General features: G+C 73.8%; 17 protein-coding genes. 6 read left to right on the top strand and 11 right to left on the bottom strand.

The window, feature by feature from the left end; translation table 11 throughout:
- Positions 1-22: 22 nt before the first annotated feature.
- The 3 genes from ACFO3Q_RS00240 to ACFO3Q_RS00230 all read right to left on the bottom strand — a co-directional run bounded on the left by ACFO3Q_RS00240 (position 23) and on the right by ACFO3Q_RS00230 (position 4107).
- Positions 23-1378: an NAD(P)/FAD-dependent oxidoreductase gene (locus tag ACFO3Q_RS00240; protein WP_377002540.1), complete on the bottom strand. Its 1356-nt coding sequence runs from the start codon at positions 1376-1378 to the stop codon at positions 23-25.
- 79 nt (positions 1379-1457) lie between these two features.
- Positions 1458-1895 (bottom strand): VOC family protein, encoded by a 438-nt coding sequence (locus ACFO3Q_RS00235; protein WP_377002492.1) that lies wholly within the window; start codon positions 1893-1895, stop codon positions 1458-1460.
- 1 nt (position 1896) lies between these two features.
- Positions 1897-4107, bottom strand: coding sequence for a primosomal protein N' (locus tag ACFO3Q_RS00230; protein ID WP_377002490.1), 2211 nt, complete (start codon positions 4105-4107; stop codon positions 1897-1899).
- 547 nt (positions 4108-4654) lie between these two features.
- Here ACFO3Q_RS00230 and ACFO3Q_RS00225 point away from each other — a divergent pair.
- Together ACFO3Q_RS00225 and ACFO3Q_RS00220 are read left to right on the top strand one after the other, a co-directional pair.
- Positions 4655-5566, top strand: a complete 912-nt coding sequence (locus ACFO3Q_RS00225) for an RNA polymerase sigma factor sigma-70 region 4 domain-containing protein (protein ID WP_377002489.1) — start codon at positions 4655-4657, stop codon at positions 5564-5566.
- On the top strand, positions 5553-6239 hold the full coding sequence (locus ACFO3Q_RS00220; RefSeq protein ID WP_377002488.1) for a DUF3106 domain-containing protein: 687 nt from the start codon (positions 5553-5555) through the stop codon (positions 6237-6239). Before ACFO3Q_RS00225 ends, ACFO3Q_RS00220 begins: the two co-directional genes overlap by 14 nt.
- Before the next feature lie 15 nt (positions 6240-6254).
- On the opposite strand, the gene ACFO3Q_RS00215 is transcribed toward ACFO3Q_RS00220, so the two are convergent.
- Entirely contained in the window at positions 6255-7454 is a 1200-nt protein-coding gene (locus tag ACFO3Q_RS00215; protein WP_377002487.1) for a DUF3667 domain-containing protein, read from the bottom strand.
- Between the two features lie 193 nt (positions 7455-7647).
- On the opposite strand from ACFO3Q_RS00215, the gene ACFO3Q_RS00210 reads away from it, so the two are divergent.
- Both ACFO3Q_RS00210 and sppA read left to right on the top strand, forming a co-directional pair.
- The gene (locus ACFO3Q_RS00210; RefSeq protein ID WP_377002539.1) at positions 7648-9003 is read left to right on the top strand and encodes an MATE family efflux transporter; all 1356 of its coding nucleotides are present in this window, start codon (positions 7648-7650) and stop codon (positions 9001-9003) included.
- A 67-nt stretch (positions 9004-9070) separates the two neighbouring features.
- Positions 9071-10942 (top strand): signal peptide peptidase SppA, encoded by a 1872-nt coding sequence (gene sppA, locus ACFO3Q_RS00205; protein ID WP_377002486.1) that lies wholly within the window; start codon positions 9071-9073, stop codon positions 10940-10942.
- A gap of 66 nt (positions 10943-11008) precedes the next feature.
- Here sppA and ACFO3Q_RS00200 read toward each other — a convergent pair whose 3' ends face one another.
- Positions 11009-11137: a hypothetical protein gene (locus ACFO3Q_RS00200; protein WP_377002485.1), complete on the bottom strand. Its 129-nt coding sequence runs from the start codon at positions 11135-11137 to the stop codon at positions 11009-11011.
- A gap of 82 nt (positions 11138-11219) precedes the next feature.
- On the opposite strand from ACFO3Q_RS00200, the gene ACFO3Q_RS00195 reads away from it, so the two are divergent.
- Entirely contained in the window at positions 11220-11996 is a 777-nt protein-coding gene (locus ACFO3Q_RS00195; protein WP_377002483.1) for an SDR family oxidoreductase, read from the top strand.
- A gap of 16 nt (positions 11997-12012) precedes the next feature.
- Here the strand turns inward: ACFO3Q_RS00195 and ACFO3Q_RS00190 are convergent, their stop codons facing one another.
- From ACFO3Q_RS00190 to ACFO3Q_RS00165, 6 genes are all read right to left on the bottom strand, one after another.
- Positions 12013-12633, bottom strand: a complete 621-nt coding sequence (locus ACFO3Q_RS00190) for a hypothetical protein (protein WP_377002482.1) — start codon at positions 12631-12633, stop codon at positions 12013-12015.
- A gap of 105 nt (positions 12634-12738) precedes the next feature.
- Complete coding sequence (tsaC, locus tag ACFO3Q_RS00185) at positions 12739-13302, bottom strand: L-threonylcarbamoyladenylate synthase type 1 TsaC (protein ID WP_377002481.1); 564 nt, start codon at positions 13300-13302, stop codon at positions 12739-12741.
- A 25-nt stretch (positions 13303-13327) separates the two neighbouring features.
- Entirely contained in the window at positions 13328-15799 is a 2472-nt protein-coding gene (locus ACFO3Q_RS00180) for a DNA topoisomerase I (RefSeq protein ID WP_377002480.1), read from the bottom strand.
- A 161-nt stretch (positions 15800-15960) separates the two neighbouring features.
- Positions 15961-16437 (bottom strand): DUF494 family protein, encoded by a 477-nt coding sequence (locus ACFO3Q_RS00175; protein WP_377002479.1) that lies wholly within the window; start codon positions 16435-16437, stop codon positions 15961-15963.
- Positions 16438-16495: 58 nt separating this feature from the next.
- Positions 16496-17629, bottom strand: a complete 1134-nt coding sequence (gene dprA / locus ACFO3Q_RS00170; RefSeq protein ID WP_377002478.1) for a DNA-processing protein DprA — start codon at positions 17627-17629, stop codon at positions 16496-16498.
- Positions 17630-17860: 231 nt separating this feature from the next.
- On the bottom strand, positions 17861-19006 hold the full coding sequence (locus tag ACFO3Q_RS00165; RefSeq protein WP_377002476.1) for a LysM peptidoglycan-binding domain-containing protein: 1146 nt from the start codon (positions 19004-19006) through the stop codon (positions 17861-17863).
- Positions 19007-19143: 137 nt separating this feature from the next.
- On the opposite strand from ACFO3Q_RS00165, the gene def reads away from it, so the two are divergent.
- Positions 19144-19647 (top strand): peptide deformylase, encoded by a 504-nt coding sequence (gene def, locus ACFO3Q_RS00160; protein WP_377002475.1) that lies wholly within the window; start codon positions 19144-19146, stop codon positions 19645-19647.
- Positions 19648-19653 lie beyond the last annotated feature (6 nt).

Genomic DNA, 19653 nt, shown 5'->3' with positions numbered 1-19653 from the left:
TCGCCGTTTCCGGCCCGCGCGGTCACGCCGCGGCGGGGTCGTCCTTGCCGGGGGCGGCGCCGACCTCCTGCGCATCCTCCACCGCCGGCAGCGCCTCCCCGCCGGGCGGCGCGTCGGGCGGGACCACGCCCGGCGGCTCGCCGAAGATGATCCGCGCGTTGCGGCGGTGCGACCAGTAGGCCCAGGCCCAGTCCAGCATCACCACGAGGCGGTTGCGGAAGCCGATGAGGAAGTAGATGTGGGCCAGCAGCCAGGTCCACCACGCCAGGGTGCCGGTCAGCTCGCGGCCGTGGAACTCGGCGATGGCGTGCCGCCGGCCCAGCGTCGCCATGCTGCCGTAGTGCCGGTAGCGGAACGGAGGCGGGTCGCGGCCGTCGATGCGCGCACGGACGGCGCGGGCGACGTACTGCCCCATCTGCTTGGCCGCCGGCGCGATGCCCGGCACCGGCGTGCCGTCCTGTTCCAGGGCCGCGAGATCGCCGATCACGTACAGCTCCGGATGCCCGGGCACGGTCAGGTCCGGCCGCACCCGCACGCGGCCGGCGCGGTCGCGCTCGGCCGGCAGGCAGGCGCCGAGGGGCGAGGCCGCGACGCCGGCGCCCCACAGCACGGTGCGCGCGGCGAGGCTCGGCCGGCCCTCGAAGTGCACGCCGTCGGCGTCGATGCCGGTGACCTTGCAGCCGGTCTGCACCTCCACGCCCAGGCGTTCGAGCTGGCGCCGGGCGGAGGCGGACAGGCGTTCGGAATAGGTGCCGAGCACGCGCGGCCCGGCCTCGATCAGGCAGATCCGGGCGCTGGCGGGATCGATGTTGCGGAACTCGTCGCGCAGGGCGTGGCGCGCGATCTCGGCGAGCGCGCCGGCGAGCTCCGCGCCGGTCGGGCCGGCGCCGATGACGGCGAGATTGAGCCAGGCGCGGCGCTTCTCCGGATCCGGCTCGCGTTCGGCGGCCTCGAAGGCCATCAGCACCCGCCGGCGGATGCCCAGGGCGTCGTCGAGGGTCTTCAGGCCCGGCGCCCAGGGCGCCCAGTGGTCGTTGCCGAAGTAGGCGTGGGTCGCGCCGCTGGCGAGCACGAGGATGTCGTAGTCCAGGCTGCCGCCGCCTTCCAGGTGGAGCCGGCGCAGGCCGGGGTCGATGCGTTCGACCTCGGCGAGCAGGACGGTGGCGTTGCGCTGGCGGCGGAACAGGCGGCGCAGCGGCATCGCCACCGAGGCGCTGTCCAGCGCCGCCGTCGCCACCTGGTAGAGCAGCGGCTGGAACAGGTGGTGGTTGCTGCGGTCGACCAGGGTGACGCGGACCGGGGCGCCGGCGAGGCCCCGCGCCGCCGAGAGCCCTCCGAAGCCGCCGCCGACCACGACCACGTGGGGCTGCCGGGACAGGGTGGGGACGTCAGTGTGTGCAGGCATGCGGGCACCCTGGCACGGTGCCGGAGGAGGCGCGATGAAGGGCGCGCCGGGCTCAGCGGTTCGGCCAGAGCCCGGGCGTGGCCAGCTCCAGCACGTGTCCGTCCGGATCCTCGAAGTAGACGCTGCGGCCGCCGCGCTCCCAGCGCATCTCGCCGCGGATCGGCACGCCGTGCGCCCGCAGGCGAGCGAGCCAGGGCGCGTAGTCGTCCTCCGCGATCGCGAACGCCATGTGCAGCGGCCCGCTGCCGTCGTGGCCGGGGATGAGCCCGTCCTCCGTGCGCACGTCCGCGCGTGCGCCGCCGCGCGGGAACACCAGCAGCACGCCGCCGGCTCCCGCGTCGTAGGCCACCAGGCGCTCGCCCGCGGCCATGGCGCGCAGGCCCAGCACTTCCTCGAAGAAGCGGCGCGAGCGCGCCATGTCGTCCACGTAGAGCGCGGACTCCAGCAGGCCGCCGATGGGCGGCGCGAGCGTGCCGGTGGGGGTGGTCATGTCAGTACAGGTCCTGCGGGTCGACGTCGATGGACCAGCGTACCCGGCGCACCGAGGGCAGGCCGTAGAGGCGCGGCACCCACGCGTCGAGCACGGCGTGCAGGGCGGGGCGGCTGCGTGCGGACAGCAGCAGCTGGGCGCGCGCGCGGCCGGCGCGCCGGGCCATCGGCGCGGGCAGCGGGCCGTGGACGTCGAGGGCGACGCCGCGCGCCTCCGCATCCGCGTGCAGCGCCTCGCGCGCCTCGCCGAGGAAGGCCCGCGGCGCGGCCTCGTCGGCCGCCTCGGCGCGCAGCAGCACCATGTGCGCGTAGGGCGGCAGGCCGGCGGCCTCGCGGTCGGCCAGCTCCAGCGCCGCGAAGGCCGGATAGCCGCCCGCGAGCAGGGTCGCGAGCAGGGGGTGGTCCGGGTGATGGGTCTGCAGCAGCACCTCGCCCTTGCGCTGCGCGCGGCCGGCGCGCCCGGCGACCTGGATCAGCAACTGCGCGAGCCGCTCCGGCGCACGGAAGTCCGAGCTGTGCAGCCCCTCGTCCACGCCGACCACGGCCACCCGGGTGAGCTGCGGAAGGTCGTGGCCCTTGGCCAGCATCTGCGTGCCGACCAGGATGCCGGGCCGCTCCCCGAACTCGGCGAGATGCCGCTCCAGGGCATCGCGGCGCCGGGTCGTCCCGCGGTCGATGCGCAGGCGCAGCGCCTCGGGAAAGCGGGCGGCGAGCGCGTCGTCGATGCGTTCGGTGCCTGCACCCTGTGGCTGCAGCGCGAGGCTGCCGCAGTCCGGGCAGGCGCGCGGCGCGGCGGCGCGGGCGCCGCAGTGGTGGCAGATCAGCCGGCCGCCGCGCGCGTGCACGGTCATCGGCGCGTCGCAGCGCCGGCACTGCGCGCTCCAGCCGCAGTCGTGGCACAGCAGGACCGGCGCATAGCCGCGGCGGTTCTTGAACACCAGTGCCTGCTCGCCGCGCGCGAGCGTGTCGTCCAGCGCCTGCAGGAGTTCCTCCGACAGCCCGGCCTCCAGGCGGCGCTTGCGCACGTCGATCACGCGCACCGCGGGCGCGGTGGCGCCGCCTGCGCGCCGGGTCAGGCGGGCGTGCAGGTAGCGCCCGGCCAGGGCGTTGTGCAGCGACTCCAGCGAGGGCGTCGCGCTGCCCAGCACCACCGGCACGCCCAGCGCGCGCGCGCGCACCAGGGCGACGTCCCGGGCGTGGTAGCGCACGCCGTCCTGCTGCTTGTACGAGGCGTCGTGCTCCTCGTCCACCACGATCAGTCCCGCCTCCGGCAACGGCACGAAGACCGCCGAGCGGGTGCCCACCACCACGCGCGCCTGGCCCCGCGCGCAGGCCGCCCAGGCCGCCGCCCGTTCGCCGTCGGCGAGGCCGGAGTGCAGCGCGTGCACGGGGATGCCCAGCCGGCTGCGGAAGCGCGCCAGCGTCTGCGGCGTCAGCCCGATCTCCGGCACCAGCACCAGCGCCTGGCGACCGCGGGCGAGGCAGGCGGCGATGGCGTCGAGATAGACCTCGGTCTTGCCGCTGCCGGTGACGCCCTCCAGCAGGATGGGCGCGAATCCGTCCAGGTGCGCCCGCACCAGGGACGCGGCCTCGGCCTGCTCCGGGTGCAGCGGCGGAGGCGGCCGGGCGGCCGTCGCCCCCGTGGCGCCGTCCAGGGCGACGCGCTCGGCGTGGCCGCGCCCCCCGAGCGCGCGGGCCGCGCTGCGCCAGCCGGGCAGGTCGGCGTCGAGCACGGCCTCGGCCACGGTCTCCGTGCCCAGCCGGTCCGCGAACGCGGCCGGGCGGGTACCGGCGCGCAGCCGGGGGCGGGCGAGTTGCCCGGCCTCGGTCAGGCGCCATCCGAACGGGGTCGTCTCGGGCAGGGGGTCGCCGGCGCGCAGGGGGCCCGGCAGGGCCGTGGCGACGACCTCGCCCAGCGGCTCGTGGTAGTAGCGCGCCACCCAGGCCAGGGTCTCCGCCAGCTCGCCCGCCAGCAGGGGCGCGTCGTCGAGGACCGCCAGGGCGCGCCGCAGGGCCTGCGGGTCCACTGTCGCGGGTGCGGGACCGGTGTCGACGACGATGCCGACGCGCTCGCTTTGCCCGAAGGGCACGCGCACCCGGCAGCCGGCCAGCCGCGGCCCGGCCTCGACTCCCTCGGGCGGCAGGTAGTCGAAGAGCTGGGGCAGGGGAACCGGCAGGGCGACGCGCAGGCAGGGGCGCGGGGGCGGACTCATGCCGACAGTCTAGGAGCCCCGGCGACGGAAAGGGCCTGGGCCGTCCCGCCGGCGCCGCGGCGTGGGGGAGCCCTGCGACTTGCACGGTCTTGTTGCCCGGGGAATGAGGAAGCACCCGCAAGTCGCCGCCCCCGGGGGAGATTCCCTGTTATCCACACGATCTGTGGATAAGTTTGTGGATCCCGGGAGGAGAACCGGCGGGAGCGGCCTTGCCGTGGGCCCTTCCTCAACTTGGCGAAAAAGTGACCAAGCTGCATTTGTGCATAAGAATCAACAGCTTGGCTGTGACGGGTGTGTTGCCGATCGGTGAACGGGTCGCGCAGGCCTGTTGCGGTGCGGCGCCTGCGCGCTTGTGTACAACGTGATGGCGGTGGCAGGCCGCGCCCCGCCTGGAAGAGCGGATTTTCGGCGCCTGTCAAGCGCGATCCGCCCGGGTACGGAGGGTGTACGGGGGCGCCGGGCCAGCGAGGCGGCGGCCCGCGCCCTGCGGCGTGCCCCCGGCGCTCGGCACCCTCTAGAATCCCTGGGCCGCCGCCCCGCCGACCCCATGCCCCCCACGCCGTCCGCTCCGCCCGCCGGTTCCGTTTCGCCTGCCGCCTTCGCTGCCTTCGTGCGCGGGGTGGAGCGCCGCGGCTACGTGTTCGCCGAAAGCCAGTGCGGGGACGCCGCGCGTGCCCACCAGGCGCTGGCCCAGGCCCTGGTCGAGCTGCGGGCCCGCGCCGGCACGCTCGCGCTGGCGGACTGGTCGCTGGCTTTCTGGGCGCGCCTGATCGCCCAGCCCCAACTGCGGGGCTTCGCGGCCGGCAGCGATGCCCCGCCCGAGGCCGACGTGCTGGGCGCGATCACCGCCGGGCCCCGGGCCGCCCTCCTGCTGCGGTTGGTCGGGGGCCTGGAGCTGGGCCCGGCCGCGCGTGCGCTCGGGGTCTCCGAGCAGGCCTACCGGCACGCGCTGGCGCGGGCCATGGAGACGCTGCGCGGCCGCGCGGACGGCGCGTCCGACGCGGCCCTGTTCGCGCTGCGCGACGCGCTGCACGCGCGCGTCAAGGCGCTGCCCGAGCCGATCCGCGCCCATCTGGCGCAGATGCGGGAGGACATCGCGCGCGGCCGCACGCCCCCGGCGCCGCCGGCCGCGGCGCGACCCGCGACCTCCTCCTCCCGGCGCCGCGGCCTGCTCGTCGTGCTGTGGATCGCCTTCGCCGCGGTCCTGCTGGCGCTGGCGGCGACCTTCCTGCCGCGCGAGCGCGTGCCCGGTCTCGCGCCCGGCGTGAGCCAGGCGCTGCCGGAGGCACCGCTGCCGGCGCGGACTCTGCCGCCCGAGGCCGAGCTGCTCGCCGACCCGGACTTCGCCATGCATGCCGACCCGGACGGTGCGCGCATCGCGCAGCGGCTGGACTTCTTCAGCTGGTACGCCGCGGAAGGGGCGGACCTGGCGACGGAGGCCGCCGATGCGTCGCAGTGAACCCCGCCTGCGTCGCCGCCTGCGTGGCCTGCTCGCGCTCGCCCTGCTGCCCGCCGTCGGCCTCGCGGCCGTGCCCTGGACCGCGCTCGACCCGGCCCTCCGCGAGGTGCTGGCGCCATGGCGGTCGAGCTGGAACGCGCTGCCGGAGCCGGCCCGCGCCCAGCTCGCCGACAACGCCCGGCGCTGGGCGGCGATGACCCCCGCGGAGCGGGCCGCCTACCGCACCCGCGCCGAGGCCTTCGCCGAGCTGCCGCCGGGCGAACGGGCGCAGCTGCGCGGGCGCTACGCCGACTGGGAGGCGCTGGAGCCGGCCGAGCGCCAGCGCCTGCTCGACACCGAGCGCGCCTACCTCGCGTTGCCCGAGGCGCGGCGCGAAGCCCTGCAGGCGGCCTTCGAGGCGCTCGATCCCGACGCCCGCACCGCGTGGCGGCTCGGTCCCGAGGTCGGGCAGTGGTTCTCCGGCCTGCGGCCGCTGTTCGCCTTCGTGCCCGTGGAGGAGCGCGACGCGACCCTCGAGATGCTGCGGGCGCTGCCGCCCGAGACCCGCGAGACGTTCTCCGGCCTGGCGCGCCGGCTTTCGGCCAGCCAGCGCGAGGCCCTGCGCCGCGACCTGCTCGCGGCCGAGCCGGACGCGCGCGCGGCGCTGGTGCGCAGCCGCGCCGGCGGGCAGTGACGCGGGCTGCCGGGGCTACATCCGGACCAGGCTGGTGACGGTCGCCACGCCGAGGCCCATGGACAGCAGCACGAGGTAGACGAGGCCGATCGCGGCGTACTTGAGCAGGGTCGCCGGCCAGCCCTGCCCGTAGACGCGCTTCTGCGCGATCAGCAGGTAGAGCGGGATCCAGACGTAGATCGCCGCCAGTACCCAGGAGAGCAGGGTCCCCACCGCCGGCCACGTCGGCGCCAGCCACGCCTGCAGGGCGTAGACGAGCAGCAGGGCGAGGATCGCCATGCAGATGAAGGCGTGGCTGTGCAGGGCCACGATCAGGTGCTCCATGTACAGCCTGCGCTTGAACAGGTAGGCCGTCTTCAGCATCAGCGCGAAGATCGGCAGCAGCACGAACAGGGTGGTCGGGATCGCGCCCAGCAGGGCGTCCTTGTAGGCGTCCGGCTCCTGGCCGATGCGCTGCAGGTTCCTCTGCGCGCGCGCGACCTGGCGGTTGAGCCAGCCGTTGGCGAAGGCCGGCAGCCCTTCCACCTCGATGGGGTTGTCCACCGGGTTCCAGTCATCGCCGTCGCCGAAGCGGATCGGCAGCGGGGCCGGCGTTCTGCCCGGGGCGGGGCCGGCGCCGTCCGCGCCTGGATCCGCCGCGCCGAGCTGCGCGAGGCGGGCGCGGGCACCGCGGTCGATGCGCTGCCCTGCGGTGTCCAGGGCGGTCGCGACGCCGGGCACGGATGCGGCTTCGCGGCGCGCGGCGGACAGTTCCTCCAGGGCCTGCCTGCGGATCCGCTCCACTTCCTCGGGTGTGGTGGCCGAGGCGAAGGCGCCGTGCATGCCGACGCCGGCGTCGCTGCCCGCCGCGGCGTCGCCGTCGAAGCTCATGCTCAGCCGCGCGACGAAGAAGGTCAGGATGCTCAGGAACACGAACAGCCGCACCGGGCTGACGTAGCGCACGCGGCGGCCGGCGAAGTACTCGGTGGACAGGTGCCCGGGGCGGAAGAACAGCGGCGCGACGGTGTTGAGGATGCGCGAGTCGAGCTCGAACACCGAGTCGAAGAAGTCGCCGACGATCGACGAGAAGTGGCGCACCAGGCCGCGCACGGGCTGGCCGCAGACGTGGCAGTGCTCGCCGAGCAGGGCCGTGCCGCAGTTCGCGCAGTGCGGCTGCGCCACGGCGGCAGACCCCGTGTCGGCGCCAGGAGCGGCGGTGGCGGGCGTGCTGGTCATCGTCTCCCTCCGGCAATGGCGGCCTCCCCTGGCCGCGGCATCCTCGGCCCGACCCCGCAGGGGAGGAGGGGCCGCCCGTCCGGAGCGTGCCATGTCCACGCCTGCCATCTCAAAGTGCCCGGCGCGCCCTAGAATGGCCGGCCGCACCGCCACCGGCGCATCGCCGGTGCGCGCCGGCTTCCGGATCGTCCCGATGTCTTCTCCCGCCCGCGCCCGCGAGCTGCGCACGACCGCGCTGCTCGCGCTGCCGCTCATCCTCGGCCACCTTGCGACCGGCCTGATCGGCTTCGTGGACACCGTGCTGGCCGGCATGCACGGGACCGTGAGCCAGGCCGGTGTGACCGTGGGGAACGCGTTCTGGTCGATCGTCGTGCTGGTGCTGGTCGGCACCCTGCTCGCGGTGCCGCCGTCGATCTCGCAGCTCGTCGGCGCCGGCCGCGAGGACGAGATCGGGCCGGTGTTCCGGCAGGCCCTGTGGCTCGCCGCCGGGCTCGGCCTGGCCCTGTTCGCGCTGCTGAGCGCGGCCGCCTGGATGCTGGCGCCGCTCGGGGTCGATCCCGAGATCCGTCCCGCCGCGGCGGCCTTCCTGCGCGGCGCGCGCTGGGGCGCGCCGGCGCTCGCGCTCTACCTGTGCATGCGCTACACCAGCGAGGGCCTCGGCTGGACCCTGCCGACGATGGTGTTCGGCTTCGCCGGCCTGGGCGTGCTGGCGCCGCTCGGCTACGCGCTGATGTTCGGGCTGGGCGGCCTGCCGGCGCTGGGCGCGGCGGGCCTGGGCTACGCCACCGCGTCGATGGTCTGGCTGCAGGCGCTCGGTTTCGGCTTCTACCTCGCGCGGACCGCGCGCTTCGCCCACCTCGGCCTGTTCGCGCGCTTCGACGCGCCGAGCGCCGCACGCATCGGCAGCCTCCTGCGGCTCGGCCTGCCGATCGGCATCACCGTGTTCATGGAGGGCAGCCTGTTCGTCGCGACCACCTTCCTGATCGCACACCTCGGCGCGGTGCAGACCGCGGCGCACCAGATCGCCATCAGCGTGGCGACGCTGTGCTTCATGGTGCCGATGGGGCTGGCGGAGGCGACGACGGTGCGGGTGGGGCGCGCGGCGGGCGCCGGCGACGCGGAGGGGCTGCGCGCCGCGGTGCGGGCCGGCTACGTGCTGGTGATCGGCACCCAGCTCGTCTCCGGCGCGCTCCTGTTCCTCGGCAACGAGGCCATCACCGGGGTGTACACGCGCGACGCCGCGGTCGCCTCGCTGGCCGCGACCCTGATGCTGTACGCGGCGATGTTCCAGTTCCCCGACGGCATCCAGGTGCTCTCCGCCGGTGCGCTGCGCGGGCTCAAGGACACCCGCGTGCCGATGCTGCTCGCGCTGGTCGCCTACTGGTGCCTGGGCCTGCCGCTCGGCGCCCTGCTCGGGGTCGGCCTGGGCTGGGGCGCACCGGGCCTGTGGTGCGGCCTGATCGTCGGCCTCTCCGCCGCGGCGGTGATGCTCTCGACGCGCTGCAGGCGCAGCGTCGCCGCCTTCGCCGCGGGGCGGCGCCCCGCATGACCTGTGGGCGTGGGCCTGCCGCGGAGGCAGGGGTATCCTGCCCGCCTCGACCATGGAGTTGTCCCACATGAACGAACGTCGTCCGGGTCCGGTCCGGCGCTTCTTCGGCGGTATCTGGAGCGTGCTGAGCTTCTTCAGCCTGCTCATGCTCAATCTCTTCGTGCTGCTGGTCCTCGCCGTCATCGTCGGCGTGGTCGTCGGCAGCCGCGGCAGCGCGCCGCTGCAGGCGGACACCGCGCTGGTGATCGCGCCGGAAGGCGCCCTGGTCGAGCAGTTCTCCGCGGACCCCGCCTCGCGCGCGCTGGCGCGCATGAGCGGCGGCGAGGTCAAGGAAGTGCAGCTGCGCGACGTGCTCCGCGCGATCGAGGCGGCGAAGGACGACGACCGGATCGCGCGCATCTTCCTGCGCACCGACAAGCTGAGTTCGGCCAGCCTGGCCGCGCTGCGCGAGGTGGGCGCCGCGCTGCGCGAGTTCCGCGAGACCGGCAAGCAGGTCGTCGCCTACGGCGACAGCCTCGGCCAGACCGGCTACTACCTCGCCGCGCAGGCCGACACCGTCTACCTGCATCCCTTCGGCGACGTGTTCCTGCGCGGCCTGGGCGGCAACCGCCTGTACTACCGCGAGGCGCTGGAGGACAAGCTCGGCATCGACGTGCACCTGTTCAAGGTGGGCGAGTACAAGTCGGCGGCCGAGCCCTACGTGCTCGATGCGGCCTCGCCGGAGGCGAAGGAGGCCGACCTCTACTGGATGGGCGACCTCTGGGACCGCTACCTCGCCGAGGTGGCCGAGGCGCGCGGGCTCGACGTCGGGCACCTGCGGGTGGGCATCGACATGCTGCCGGAGCGGCTCGCCGCGCTCGGCGGCGACACCGCCCGCCTTGCGCTCGAGGACGGCCTGGTCGACGGCCTCAAGACCATGGACGAAGTGCGGCGCGAGCTGATCGAGCTGGGTGCCGAGGACACCGACAACCACACCTTCCGCCAGGTCGGCCTGGACGACTATCTCGCCCGTGCCGAGCGCGACGCGCAGCCGCGCGGCACCCGCGACACCGTCGGCGTGGTGGTCGCGCAGGGCGCGATCAGCGGCGGCGAGCAGCCCCCGGGCGGCGTCGGCGGCGAGTCCACCTCCAAGCTGCTGCGCCAGGCGCGCGAGGACGAGAACGTCAAGGCGGTCGTGCTGCGCGTAGATTCCCCGGGCGGCGAGGTGTTCGCCTCCGAGCAGATCCGCCGCGAGGTCGAGCTGCTCAAGGCCGAGGGCAAGCCCGTGGTCGTCTCGATGGGCGGCGTCGCCGCGTCCGGCGGCTACTGGATCTCGATGAACGCCGACGCGATCTACGCCGACCCCTCGACCATCACCGGCTCGATCGGCATCTTCGGGCTGTTCATGACCTTCCCCGAGACCCTGGCGAAGATCGGCGTGCACGCCGACGGCGTCGGCACCACGCGCTGGGCCGCCGCCATGGATCCGTCCACGCCGCTCGATCCGGGTTTCGCCCAGTACGTGCAGACCATCATCGAGAAGGGCTACCGCGACTTCACCGGCAAGGTGGCCGAGGCGCGCGGGCGCAGCGTCGAGCAGATCGACGCGGTGGCGCGCGGCCGGGTGTGGAGCGGCGCGCAGGCGCACGAGCGCGGGCTGGTGGACGAGCTGGGCGGCCTGCGCGACGCGCTGGCGCGTGCCGGCGAGCTGGCCGGCCTGGAGCAGGACGCCTACCGCGTGAACTACATCGAGAAGCCGCTGACCCCGTTCCAGAAGCTGCTGTCGGACATGGGGCGCAGCGCCCAGGCGCGGGCCCTGGTGCAGGCCACCGGCATCGCCGGCCTGCTCGGCGCCGACGACATCGGCGCCCAGGTGCAGCGCGACTTCGGCTGGCTGCAGGGCAGCCGCGGCGAGGGCCAGCCCTTCAGCATCCTCGCCCACTGCTTCTGCGAACTCTGACGACGAGGACGCAGTGCCCACGCGACGCCCGGCCCCGTGCCGGGCGTCGTCGTTCGAGCGGGCGGCTCAGTCGCCGGCGGCTCCGGGCGCGGCCTCGCTGCGCGGTTCGACGGGCCGGTCGGCGTCGTCGGCCGGCGGTGCCGTGCAGGCGGTGGTGGCGAGCGCGATCAGGACGAGCGGGACGAGGCGGGGCATCGGCGGCTCCTCGGGAGGACGGGCGGGCTATCCTAGCCACGGGTCCGTGCGCGGCACGTCGCCGCGCGGAGGAGAGGCTGGAATGAGCGACGCACGCTGGCGACTGGACGGCTGTACCGCACTGGTGACCGGCGCGAGCGCCGGCATCGGCCTCGCCGCGGCACAGGCGCTCATGGGGTTCGGCGCCGACGTGGTGCTCGTGGCGCGCGACCAGGCGCAGCTCGACGCCGCCGCCGACGATCTCGAGACCGCGCATCCCGAGCGCAGCGTGCACGCCTTCGCCGCGGACCTCGCCGACGGCGAGCAGCGGCGCGAGCTGTTCGACTGGATCGAGGACCTCGACTGCGGCCTCGACGTGGTGGTCAACAACGTCGGCGGCAACCTCGTGCGCGCCGCTGTGGACTACGCCGAGGACGAGTGGCGCGCGATCTTCGAGACCAACCTCTTCAGCGCCTTCGAGATCTGCCGGTTCGCCTACCCGCTGCTGGTGCAGAGCGACGTGCCGGCCATCGTGAACGTCGGTTCGGTCTCGGGCGCGACCCACGTGCGCACCGGCGCGCCCTACGGCATGAGCAAGGCCGCCCTGCACCAGCTCACCCGCAACCTCGCGGCGGAGTGGGGCGCGGACGGCATCCGCGTTAACGCGGTCGCCCCCTGGTACATCCGCACCCGCCGCACGGCAGGGGCGCTGGCCGATCCCGACTACCACGACGAGGTGCTGGCGCGCACGCCGCTGCGGCGCATCGGCGAGCCGGACGAGGTCGCGGCGGCGGTGGCCTTTCTCTGCCTGCCCGCCGCGGGCTACGTCACCGGGCAGTGCCTGGCCATCGACGGCGGCTTCCTCGCCTTCGGGTTCTGACGACGCGCCGCCGCGCTCAGCGCGACGGACAGGCCTGCATCGCCGCGACGATCTCCGCCTCGCGCGCCTGGAGGCGCGCCCGCTCCGACGGCTGGGCGCGGAAGACACGGCCGCGCACGGCCTCCAGCTCCTCGCGCCGGCGCGCGCAGCTCTCGGCGGTCCCGAGCGGGCGACAGACGTCCTCGACCCAGGTGCCGGGCGCGTGCTCCGAGCCGGCCACGACCGGCGACTCGCCCGCACGCGCGGGCACGTCCGGGCGGCGCGGCGAGACGCCGAGCGCCCACAGCGGCACCCAGCGGCGCTCGCCCGCGCCGGTCTCGTCGAGGTAGGTGCTGCCGTCGTGGCGGACGCACTCGAACAGCGTCGGCGCGACGGTCGTCGCCGGGACTGCGGGCGCGGGCGGGACGGTCGCCGCGGCGACGGGCGCAGGCGCCTCGGCCAGCACCGCCGGGGGCGGCAGCGGCGGATCCTGCGGGCGCGCATAGGCCCGCACCTCCTCGCGCTGGCCCTCCGGGCAGGGCGTGTTCTGCACGCTCAGGCTGCCGTCGGCCGCCGTGCAGCGGTAGACGCGCACCTCTTCCGCCGGTGCGGTCGCCGCGACCAGCAGCAGGAGGGCGAGGACGGTGCGCGGGGGCATGGTGGCATTCTCCGGCGGCACCGGGTCGAGGTCTCGTGAGCCGGGGTCGCCGGCCTCGGCCGGCCGACGAACGGCGTGGGCGTCGGGGGCCGTGCGGGCCCGTGCCTAGGCCCGCAGCACCGTGCCGGTGAGCGCGTCGCGGATGGGGGTCGGGGCGGGAAGGCCGCCGGTCTCGCCCTCGACGAGGCCGTCGATCTCGGCCAGCAGGCCGGCGTCGAGCTCCTCGCGGGCGAAGGCCGGCGGCCGGCCGCTGCGGTTGGCGCTGGTGGACACCAGCGGCATGCCGGCGGCCAGGCAGAGGGCGCGGACGACCGGATGCGCGCTGATGCGGATGGCGACGTTCGGGTGGGCGCCGCGGATCCACGCCGGCACCGCGTCCCGGGCCGGCAGCAGCCAGGTCTGCGGGCCGGGCCAGGCGGCGAGCACGGCGGCGCGACGTTCCGCGGGGAGGGCGTCCAGGTCGACCAGGGCGGCCACCTGGTCCAGCGTCGCGGCGACCAGGATCACGCCCTGGGCCGCAGGTCGCCGCTTGGCGGCGAGCAGGCGTTCCACGGCGGCCGCGTCCATGGGATCGCAGCCCAGGCCCCACACGGCCTCGGTCGGATAGGCCAGCACGGCGCCCTCGCGCAGGCGGCGTGCGGCGGCGTCGATCCCGAGCGTTCCACTCATCGGCGTATCGCGGCCCGCGCCGGCCTCAGAACGGCACGTCCTCGCGCGCGATGGGCGCGGCGGCCGTCTTCTTCGTGGCCTTGGTCGCGGCCTTCCTGGCCGCGGTCTTCTTCGTGGCGGCCTTCTTCGTCGCCGCCTTCTTCGCGGTCTTGGTGGCGGCCTTCTTGGCCGCGACCTTCTTCGTCGCCGCCTTGCGCCCGAACCTGCGCACCGGCTTCCCGGTCTCCTCGAGGATCTTCTGGCATTCCTCGAGGGTCAGCGAGGCGGGCTCGCGCTCCTTGGGGATCTTGCCGTTCTTCTCGCCGTCGGAGATGTAGGGACCGAAGCGCCCGTTGAGCACCTGCACCGTCGTGCCCTCGAAGGACTTGATGATGCGGTTGCGCGCGATCTCCTCCTTCTCGTGGATGAGGAACAGGGCGCGGGCGAGGTCGATGGTGTAGGGGTCGTCCTCCTTCTTCAGCGAGGCGTAGGTGCTGCCGCGCTTGGCGAAGGGACCGAAGCGGCCGATGCCGACGGTCACCGGCTCGCCCCCGTCCTCGCCCAGCGTGCGCGGGAGCAGGAACAGGTCGAGCGCCTCCTCGAGAGTGAGCGTGTGCATGCTCTGGCCGGGGCGCAGCGAGGCGAAGGTCGGCTTCTCCTCGTCGTCCTTGGTGCCGATCTGCACGTAGGGCCCGAAGCGGCCCAGGCGCACGCTGACCGGCTTGCCGGTCTTGGGGTCGGTGCCCAGCTCGCGCGCGCCGGTGGCCTCGGACTTGTCGACCGTCTCGATCTTCTCGTCCACCGTCGACTTGAACGGCTTCCAGAAGCGCTCGAGCAGCGGCACCCAGTCCTCCTCGCCGCGGCTGACCGCGTCGAGCTGGTCCTCGAGGTTGGCGGTGAAGTCGTAGTCCACGTACTGGCTGAAGTGGCCGGACAGGAACTTCGCGACCGCGCGGCCGACGTCGGAGGGCTTGAAGCGCCGGTTGTCGAGGTAGACGTACTCGCGGTTCTGCAGCACCTGGATGATGCTGGCGTAGGTCGAGGGACGGCCGATGCCGTACTCCTCGAGCGCCTTCACCAGGGAGGCTTCCGAGTAGCGCGGCGGCGGCTCGGTGAAGTGCTGGGCGATGTGGATGGCGCCGAGCGGGATGCGGTCGCCGGGCTTCATCGCCGGCAGCTTGCGGCCCTGCTCGTCGTCCTCGGCAGTCTTCTGGTCCTTGCCTTCCTCGTACACGGCGAGGAAGCCGGGATCGACCACGGTGGTGCCGCTGGCGCGGAAGGCGTGCTCGGCGCCGCAGGCCAGCTCGACCGAGACCGTGTTGAGGGTGGCCGGCACCATCTGCGAGGCGACCGTGCGCTTCCAGATGAGCTCGTAGAGCTTGAGCCCGTCGGCATCGACGTAGCGGGCGATCGAGGCGGGGGTGCGCAGCGCGGAGGTCGGGCGGATCGCCTCGTGGGCTTCCTGGGCGTTCTTGGACTTGGTCTGGTAGACGTTGGGCTTGTCCGGCACCGCCTGGGTGCCGAAGTCGCGCGCGATCACGTCGCGCAGCTCGGTCACGGCCTCCTGCGAGAGGCTCACCGAGTCGGTACGCATGTAGGTGATGAGGCCGACCGTGCCTTCCTCGCCGATCTCCACGCCCTCGTAGAGCTTCTGCGCCACGCGCATGGTGCGCGAGGTGGTGAAGCCCAGTTTGCGTGCGGCCTCCTGTTGCAGGGTCGAGGTGATGAAGGGCGGCGCGGGGCGCCGCTTGCGCTGCTTGGAATCGACGTCGGTGACCGCCAGCACGCCGTTGGCCGCGGTCACCAGGCGCCTGCGCGCGGCCTCGGCGGTGTCGCCGTCGGTGATGGTGAACTGCTCGAACTTCTGGCCGTCGAGCCGGATCAGACGCGCCGCGAACGGCTGCGCCGGGTGCTGGCAGTCCGCGTCCACCGACCAGTACTCGCGCGGGACGAAGGCCTCGATCTCCTCCTCGCGCTCCACGATCATGCGCAGCGCCGGCGACTGCACGCGGCCGGCCGACAGCCCGCGCTGCACCTTGCGCCACAGCACCGGGGACAGGTTGAAGCCCACCAGGTAGTCGAGCGCGCGCCGCGCCTGCTGCGCGTTGACGAGGTCGCCGGAGATCTGCCGCGGGTTGGCCACCGCGTCCTTGATGGCGCGCGGCGTGATCTCGCTGAAGACCACGCGGAAGAGCTGCTTGCCGTCGAGGAGGCCGCGCTCCTTCAGGATCTCGGCCACGTGCCAGCTGATCGCCTCCCCCTCGCGATCCGGGTCGGTGGCGAGATAGAGGGCGGACGCGGACTTGGCGGCCTTGGCGATGGCCTCGACGTGGCGCTCGTTGCGGTCGATCAGGTCGTAGCGCATGGCGAAGCCGCGCTCCGGGTCGACCGCGCCCTCCTTCGGGATCAGGTCGCGCACGTGGCCGTACGACGCCAGCACCTGGAAGTCGTTGCCCAGGTACTTGTTGATCGTCTTCGCCTTCGCTGGCGATTCGACGATGAGGAGGTTCTTGGCCATGGCATCAAGCTCTGCGTCCCGGCAGCTGCCGCACGCGCAAAAGAAAGCAAAGCCCGCGTGAAACGCGGGCGTATCCTTTTTCCATTAGGCCACCACGCTGCGGCGGACTGTCAAGCGTGGAGGGTGGAGACGATGTCGCCGCGCCTCGCGGCGCGCCCGGCTCAGTGCACGGGCTCGGGCTCGTCCTCGAACATCTGGCTCTCCATCCAGGCGTAGGCCGCTTCCGAGCCCGGCTGGTTGAACAGCACCATCAGGACCACCCACTTGAGGTCGTCCACGTCGACCTCGTCCTGGTCGAGCGCCATGACCCGGTCGAGGACCAGCTCGCGCTGGTCGGCGTCGAGCACCCCGCTGGTCTCCAGGAACATGAGGAAGCCGCGGCACTCCACGTCCAGGCGCGCGGCCTCGGGCTCGGCGTAGACCCGCACCGGCGCGTCGCGGCGCGCCGGATGGGCGGCGGCCGGGCGCTGGCGGGCGAGCTCGTCGAGCCAGTCGAAGGCCTTGCTGATCTCCGCGGGCGAGAAGCCGACCTCGAGGAGGCCGGTCTGGAGCGAGTCGCGATCGCGGACCGCGTCGGGGTCCTCGGCGAAGTAGTGTTCGAAGAGGTAGAGCAGTACGTCGAGGATGGTCTCTTTCATCAACCTCAGCCTGCGCCGCGCTGCGGCGCGGAGGGACGGGGGAGTGGCGCGCCGGTCGTTAGGTCCGGAAGGCGGATCCCGGGGAGCGGCGGAGGTAACGGCCATGTTCGCAGGCCACCTGTCCCTCCATCTCCATGGCGAGCAGGATGGCGGAGGCATCCTGAACCGTCAATCCTGCACGCGCCGCCAGGATGTCCAGCGGTATGGGGTCGAATTCCAGCGCCGCAAGCAGGCTGTCCCGCGCCGGGTCGGCCCCGTCCGGCCGGGATTCAGGGGCGGGCGGGGGCGCGTCCAGCCGCGCGCGGAGCGCGACGCCGAGTTCGCGCGCGGTGGCGGCGATGCCTTCGATCACCTCCTCCGCGCTCTCGACCAGGGCCGCGCCCTGCCGGATCAGGCGATGGCAGCCCCGCGCCATCGGGTTGTGGATCGACCCGGGCACCGCGAACACCTCCCGCCCCGTCTCGGCCGCCAGCCGCGCCGTGATCAGGGCGCCGCTGCGCTCGGCCGCCTCGACGACCACCACCCCCAGCGCCAGGCCCGCGATGATGCGGTTGCGGGCCGGGAAGTGCGCCCGGTGCGGCCGCGTTCCCGGAACCTGTTCGCTCACCACGCAGCCGTGGCCGGCGATCTCCGCCTGCAGGGCGGCGTTGCTGGCGGGGAAGCAGCGGTCGGGGCCGGTGCCGAGCACCGCGAGGGTGTCGCCGCCGGCATCCAGCGCCCCGCGGTGGGCGGCGGTGTCGATGCCGGCCGCCAGGCCGCTGGTCACCGCGAGCCCGGAGCGCGCGAGGGTCGCTGCGAAGTCGCGGGCGATGTCGCGGCCGCTCCGCGTCGCCGCGCGGCTGCCCACCAGGGCCACCTGGGGCCGCCACAGCGCATCCGGGTCGCCGTCGACGAAGAGGGCCGCCGGCGCGGCCGGCGCGCGGCGCAGGAGCGCCGGGTAGTCCGCCGCGTCCCAGGTGATGAGGTGATGGCCGGGCGCCTCCAGCCATGCGCGGTCGGCGTCGAGCGCGGCGGGGTCGGGATGGCGGAGCGCCTGCACCGCCCGCGGACTCAGCCCCGCGGCGCGCCAGGCGATGGGGCCGGCGGCCAGTGCGGCACGCGCGTCGCCGTGCGTCTCGACGAGTCGCACCAGCGCATCGGGATTGGGTCGGGCGCGCAGCAGGCGCAGCCAGGCATCGTGAGCCTCGTCCATGTGGAAGTCCCGTCCGTGGGAGTGACGGGATCCTAGCGCATCGCGACGGGATCGCCGGAAACGGACGCGGCGCCCGGAGGCGCCGCGTCGAGTCAGGAGCCTGCCGGGCCCCAGGTCCCAGACCCAAGCTCAAAAATCCCGAGCCCCGAGCCCCGAGACCGGGCACAGGGCTCAGCTTCGGCCCACGGGCGCGGGGCGCCGGTCGCGGGCGCCGGAGGCGCCCTGGGCGGGTCAGTGCGTCGCGTCGGGGTGCTTGAGCACGTAGCCGACCTGCACCTGCTTGATGCCGTTCATGACCAGGCCGTAGCTCACCTTGTCGAAGGTGCGGAAGACCATGACGTGGCCGGCGAACTCGTCTGGCAGGCGCACGCGGTCGTTGTCCGAGGCCAGCGGGTTGCGGTGCGAGACCGTGTCGGCCTGCATCGCGCCCACGCGCCAGATCGAGAAGACCGTGCCGTTGTCGATGCCGTCGGCGGCGCCGGCCGAGATCGCGACGACCTGGTTCGGGCCCGCGGCCATCAGTCCGTCGGCCACCGCGAGCACCTGGAACTTGCCGTACGGCGCGTCCGCGGCCGGCGGATGCGGGAAGAACTGCAGGTCGAAGGGCTGCGGCTCCAGCGGCATCAGGCGGTCGCCGATGCGCACCTCGCGGCCCTCGTCGAGCAGCACCAGGGTCGAGACCTCGATGCCGCTGCCCTCGCCGCGCGTGACCTGCGCCTGGGTCAGGTCCATCAGCTCGATGCCGAGGAACTCGCGGTTCTTGCCGTAGTTGATGTCGTGCCAGACGGCCTGCCAGTCGGTGGCGAAGACGTCGCCGCGAAAGTCGCGGTCGACCCGGCGGGTCATGAAGGAGCCGCCCGCCTTGCGCTCGGCCCGGGTGTAGTGCTGCGTCGGGCGCACGATGGTGTACATCTGGCCCGGCTGCGACTCCGGGATGCCGCGCACGTAGGCGACCTGGCCGGCGGCGCTGCGCAGGCGGTCCTCCTCGAGCCCGACCACGTGCGGCAGGCCGTCGATGGAGTCGACCACGCGCAGCCGGCGCAGGAAGGGCTCGATCTCCGACAGCGGGACCGCGTCGATCATGGGCTCGGTGCGCGGGCCCGGCTCCACGCGCGCCTGCGGGCGCCCGTTGAGGTAGGCCAGGCTGATGCGGTCGCCCGGATAGATCAGATGCGGGTTCTCGATCTGCGGATTGGCCTGCCAGATCTCCGGCCACAGCCAGGGCCGCTGCAGGAAGCGCGCGGCGATGCCCCAGAGCGTGTCGCCCCGCTGGACGACATAGACGTCCGGATGGCCCTGGCGGACCTCCTGGGCGACGGCGAAGGTGGCGAGCGTAACGGCGGCTGCTGCGCAGACCGCGTAAAGCCGTTTCAGCATGGCGGCTATCTACCTGATTTCCCCGGACAGGCGTGCGGCACTATAGATCAACCCCGCAGCGCTCGTACACGCGCCCGGCGTTAGACTGTGACGCATCACCACTTGTAATGCCCCTGCGCGCAACCACTTCTACCGTCATGGCCAAGCTGACCATTCTGGAATTCCCCGATCCGCGCCTGCGTACTGTGGCGCAACCGGTCGAACATGTCGATGACGCCATGCGCGTTCTGATCGACGACATGTTCGAAACCATGTACGCCGCGCCCGGCATCGGCCTCGCCGCGACCCAGGTGGACGTGCACAAGCGCCTGCTCGTGCTGGACGTCTCCGAGGACAAGCAGCGCCCGCTCGTGTTCGTCAATCCGGAGATCCTCGCGCGCGAGGGCAGCCAGGTGTGCGAGGAAGGCTGCCTGTCGATCCCGGGCGTGTTCGCCGAGGTCAAGCGCGCCGCGAGCATCCGGGTGAAGGCGCTCGACCGCAACGGCGAGCCCTTCGAGATGGACGCCGACGGCCTGCTCGCGGTCTGCATCCAGCACGAGATCGACCACCTCGACGGCAAGCTGTTCATGGATCACCTCTCGCCGCTCAAGCGCGAGATGGCCAAGCGCAAGCTCGCCAAGCTGCGGCGCGGCGCCGCCTGATTTCCT

This window comes from Coralloluteibacterium thermophilum (assembly GCF_042654365.1).
In the GTDB taxonomy this organism is placed as follows: Bacteria; Pseudomonadota; Gammaproteobacteria; order Xanthomonadales; family Xanthomonadaceae; genus Coralloluteibacterium; species Coralloluteibacterium thermophilum.
Note: the sequence above shows the minus strand (reverse complement) of the source record. Positions and strands in the feature narration are given on the sequence as shown.

What these genes read in the sequence shown, in the direction of transcription:
- ACFO3Q_RS00235 (WP_377002492.1), bottom strand. Translation starts at nt 1,895, where the DNA reads ATGACCACCCCCACCGGCACGCTCGCGCCGCCCATCGGCGGCCTGCTG.
- ACFO3Q_RS00230 (WP_377002490.1), bottom strand. Translation starts at nt 4,107, where the DNA reads ATGAGTCCGCCCCCGCGCCCCTGCCTGCGCGTCGCCCTGCCGGTTCCC.
- ACFO3Q_RS00225 (WP_377002489.1), top strand. Translation starts at nt 4,655, where the DNA reads ATGCCCCCCACGCCGTCCGCTCCGCCCGCCGGTTCCGTTTCGCCTGCC.
- ACFO3Q_RS00220 (WP_377002488.1), top strand. Translation starts at nt 5,553, where the DNA reads ATGCGTCGCAGTGAACCCCGCCTGCGTCGCCGCCTGCGTGGCCTGCTC.
- ACFO3Q_RS00215 (WP_377002487.1), bottom strand. Translation starts at nt 7,454, where the DNA reads ATGACCAGCACGCCCGCCACCGCCGCTCCTGGCGCCGACACGGGGTCT.
- ACFO3Q_RS00210 (WP_377002539.1), top strand. Translation starts at nt 7,648, where the DNA reads ATGTCTTCTCCCGCCCGCGCCCGCGAGCTGCGCACGACCGCGCTGCTC.
- sppA (WP_377002486.1), top strand. Translation starts at nt 9,071, where the DNA reads ATGAACGAACGTCGTCCGGGTCCGGTCCGGCGCTTCTTCGGCGGTATC.
- ACFO3Q_RS00200 (WP_377002485.1), bottom strand. Translation starts at nt 11,137, where the DNA reads ATGCCCCGCCTCGTCCCGCTCGTCCTGATCGCGCTCGCCACCACCGCC.
- ACFO3Q_RS00195 (WP_377002483.1), top strand. Translation starts at nt 11,220, where the DNA reads ATGAGCGACGCACGCTGGCGACTGGACGGCTGTACCGCACTGGTGACC.
- ACFO3Q_RS00190 (WP_377002482.1), bottom strand. Translation starts at nt 12,633, where the DNA reads ATGCCCCCGCGCACCGTCCTCGCCCTCCTGCTGCTGGTCGCGGCGACC.
- tsaC (WP_377002481.1), bottom strand. Translation starts at nt 13,302, where the DNA reads ATGAGTGGAACGCTCGGGATCGACGCCGCCGCACGCCGCCTGCGCGAG.
- ACFO3Q_RS00180 (WP_377002480.1), bottom strand. Translation starts at nt 15,799, where the DNA reads ATGGCCAAGAACCTCCTCATCGTCGAATCGCCAGCGAAGGCGAAGACG.
- ACFO3Q_RS00175 (WP_377002479.1), bottom strand. Translation starts at nt 16,437, where the DNA reads ATGAAAGAGACCATCCTCGACGTACTGCTCTACCTCTTCGAACACTAC.
- dprA (WP_377002478.1), bottom strand. Translation starts at nt 17,629, where the DNA reads ATGGACGAGGCTCACGATGCCTGGCTGCGCCTGCTGCGCGCCCGACCC.
- ACFO3Q_RS00165 (WP_377002476.1), bottom strand. Translation starts at nt 19,006, where the DNA reads ATGCTGAAACGGCTTTACGCGGTCTGCGCAGCAGCCGCCGTTACGCTC.
- def (WP_377002475.1), top strand. Translation starts at nt 19,144, where the DNA reads ATGGCCAAGCTGACCATTCTGGAATTCCCCGATCCGCGCCTGCGTACT.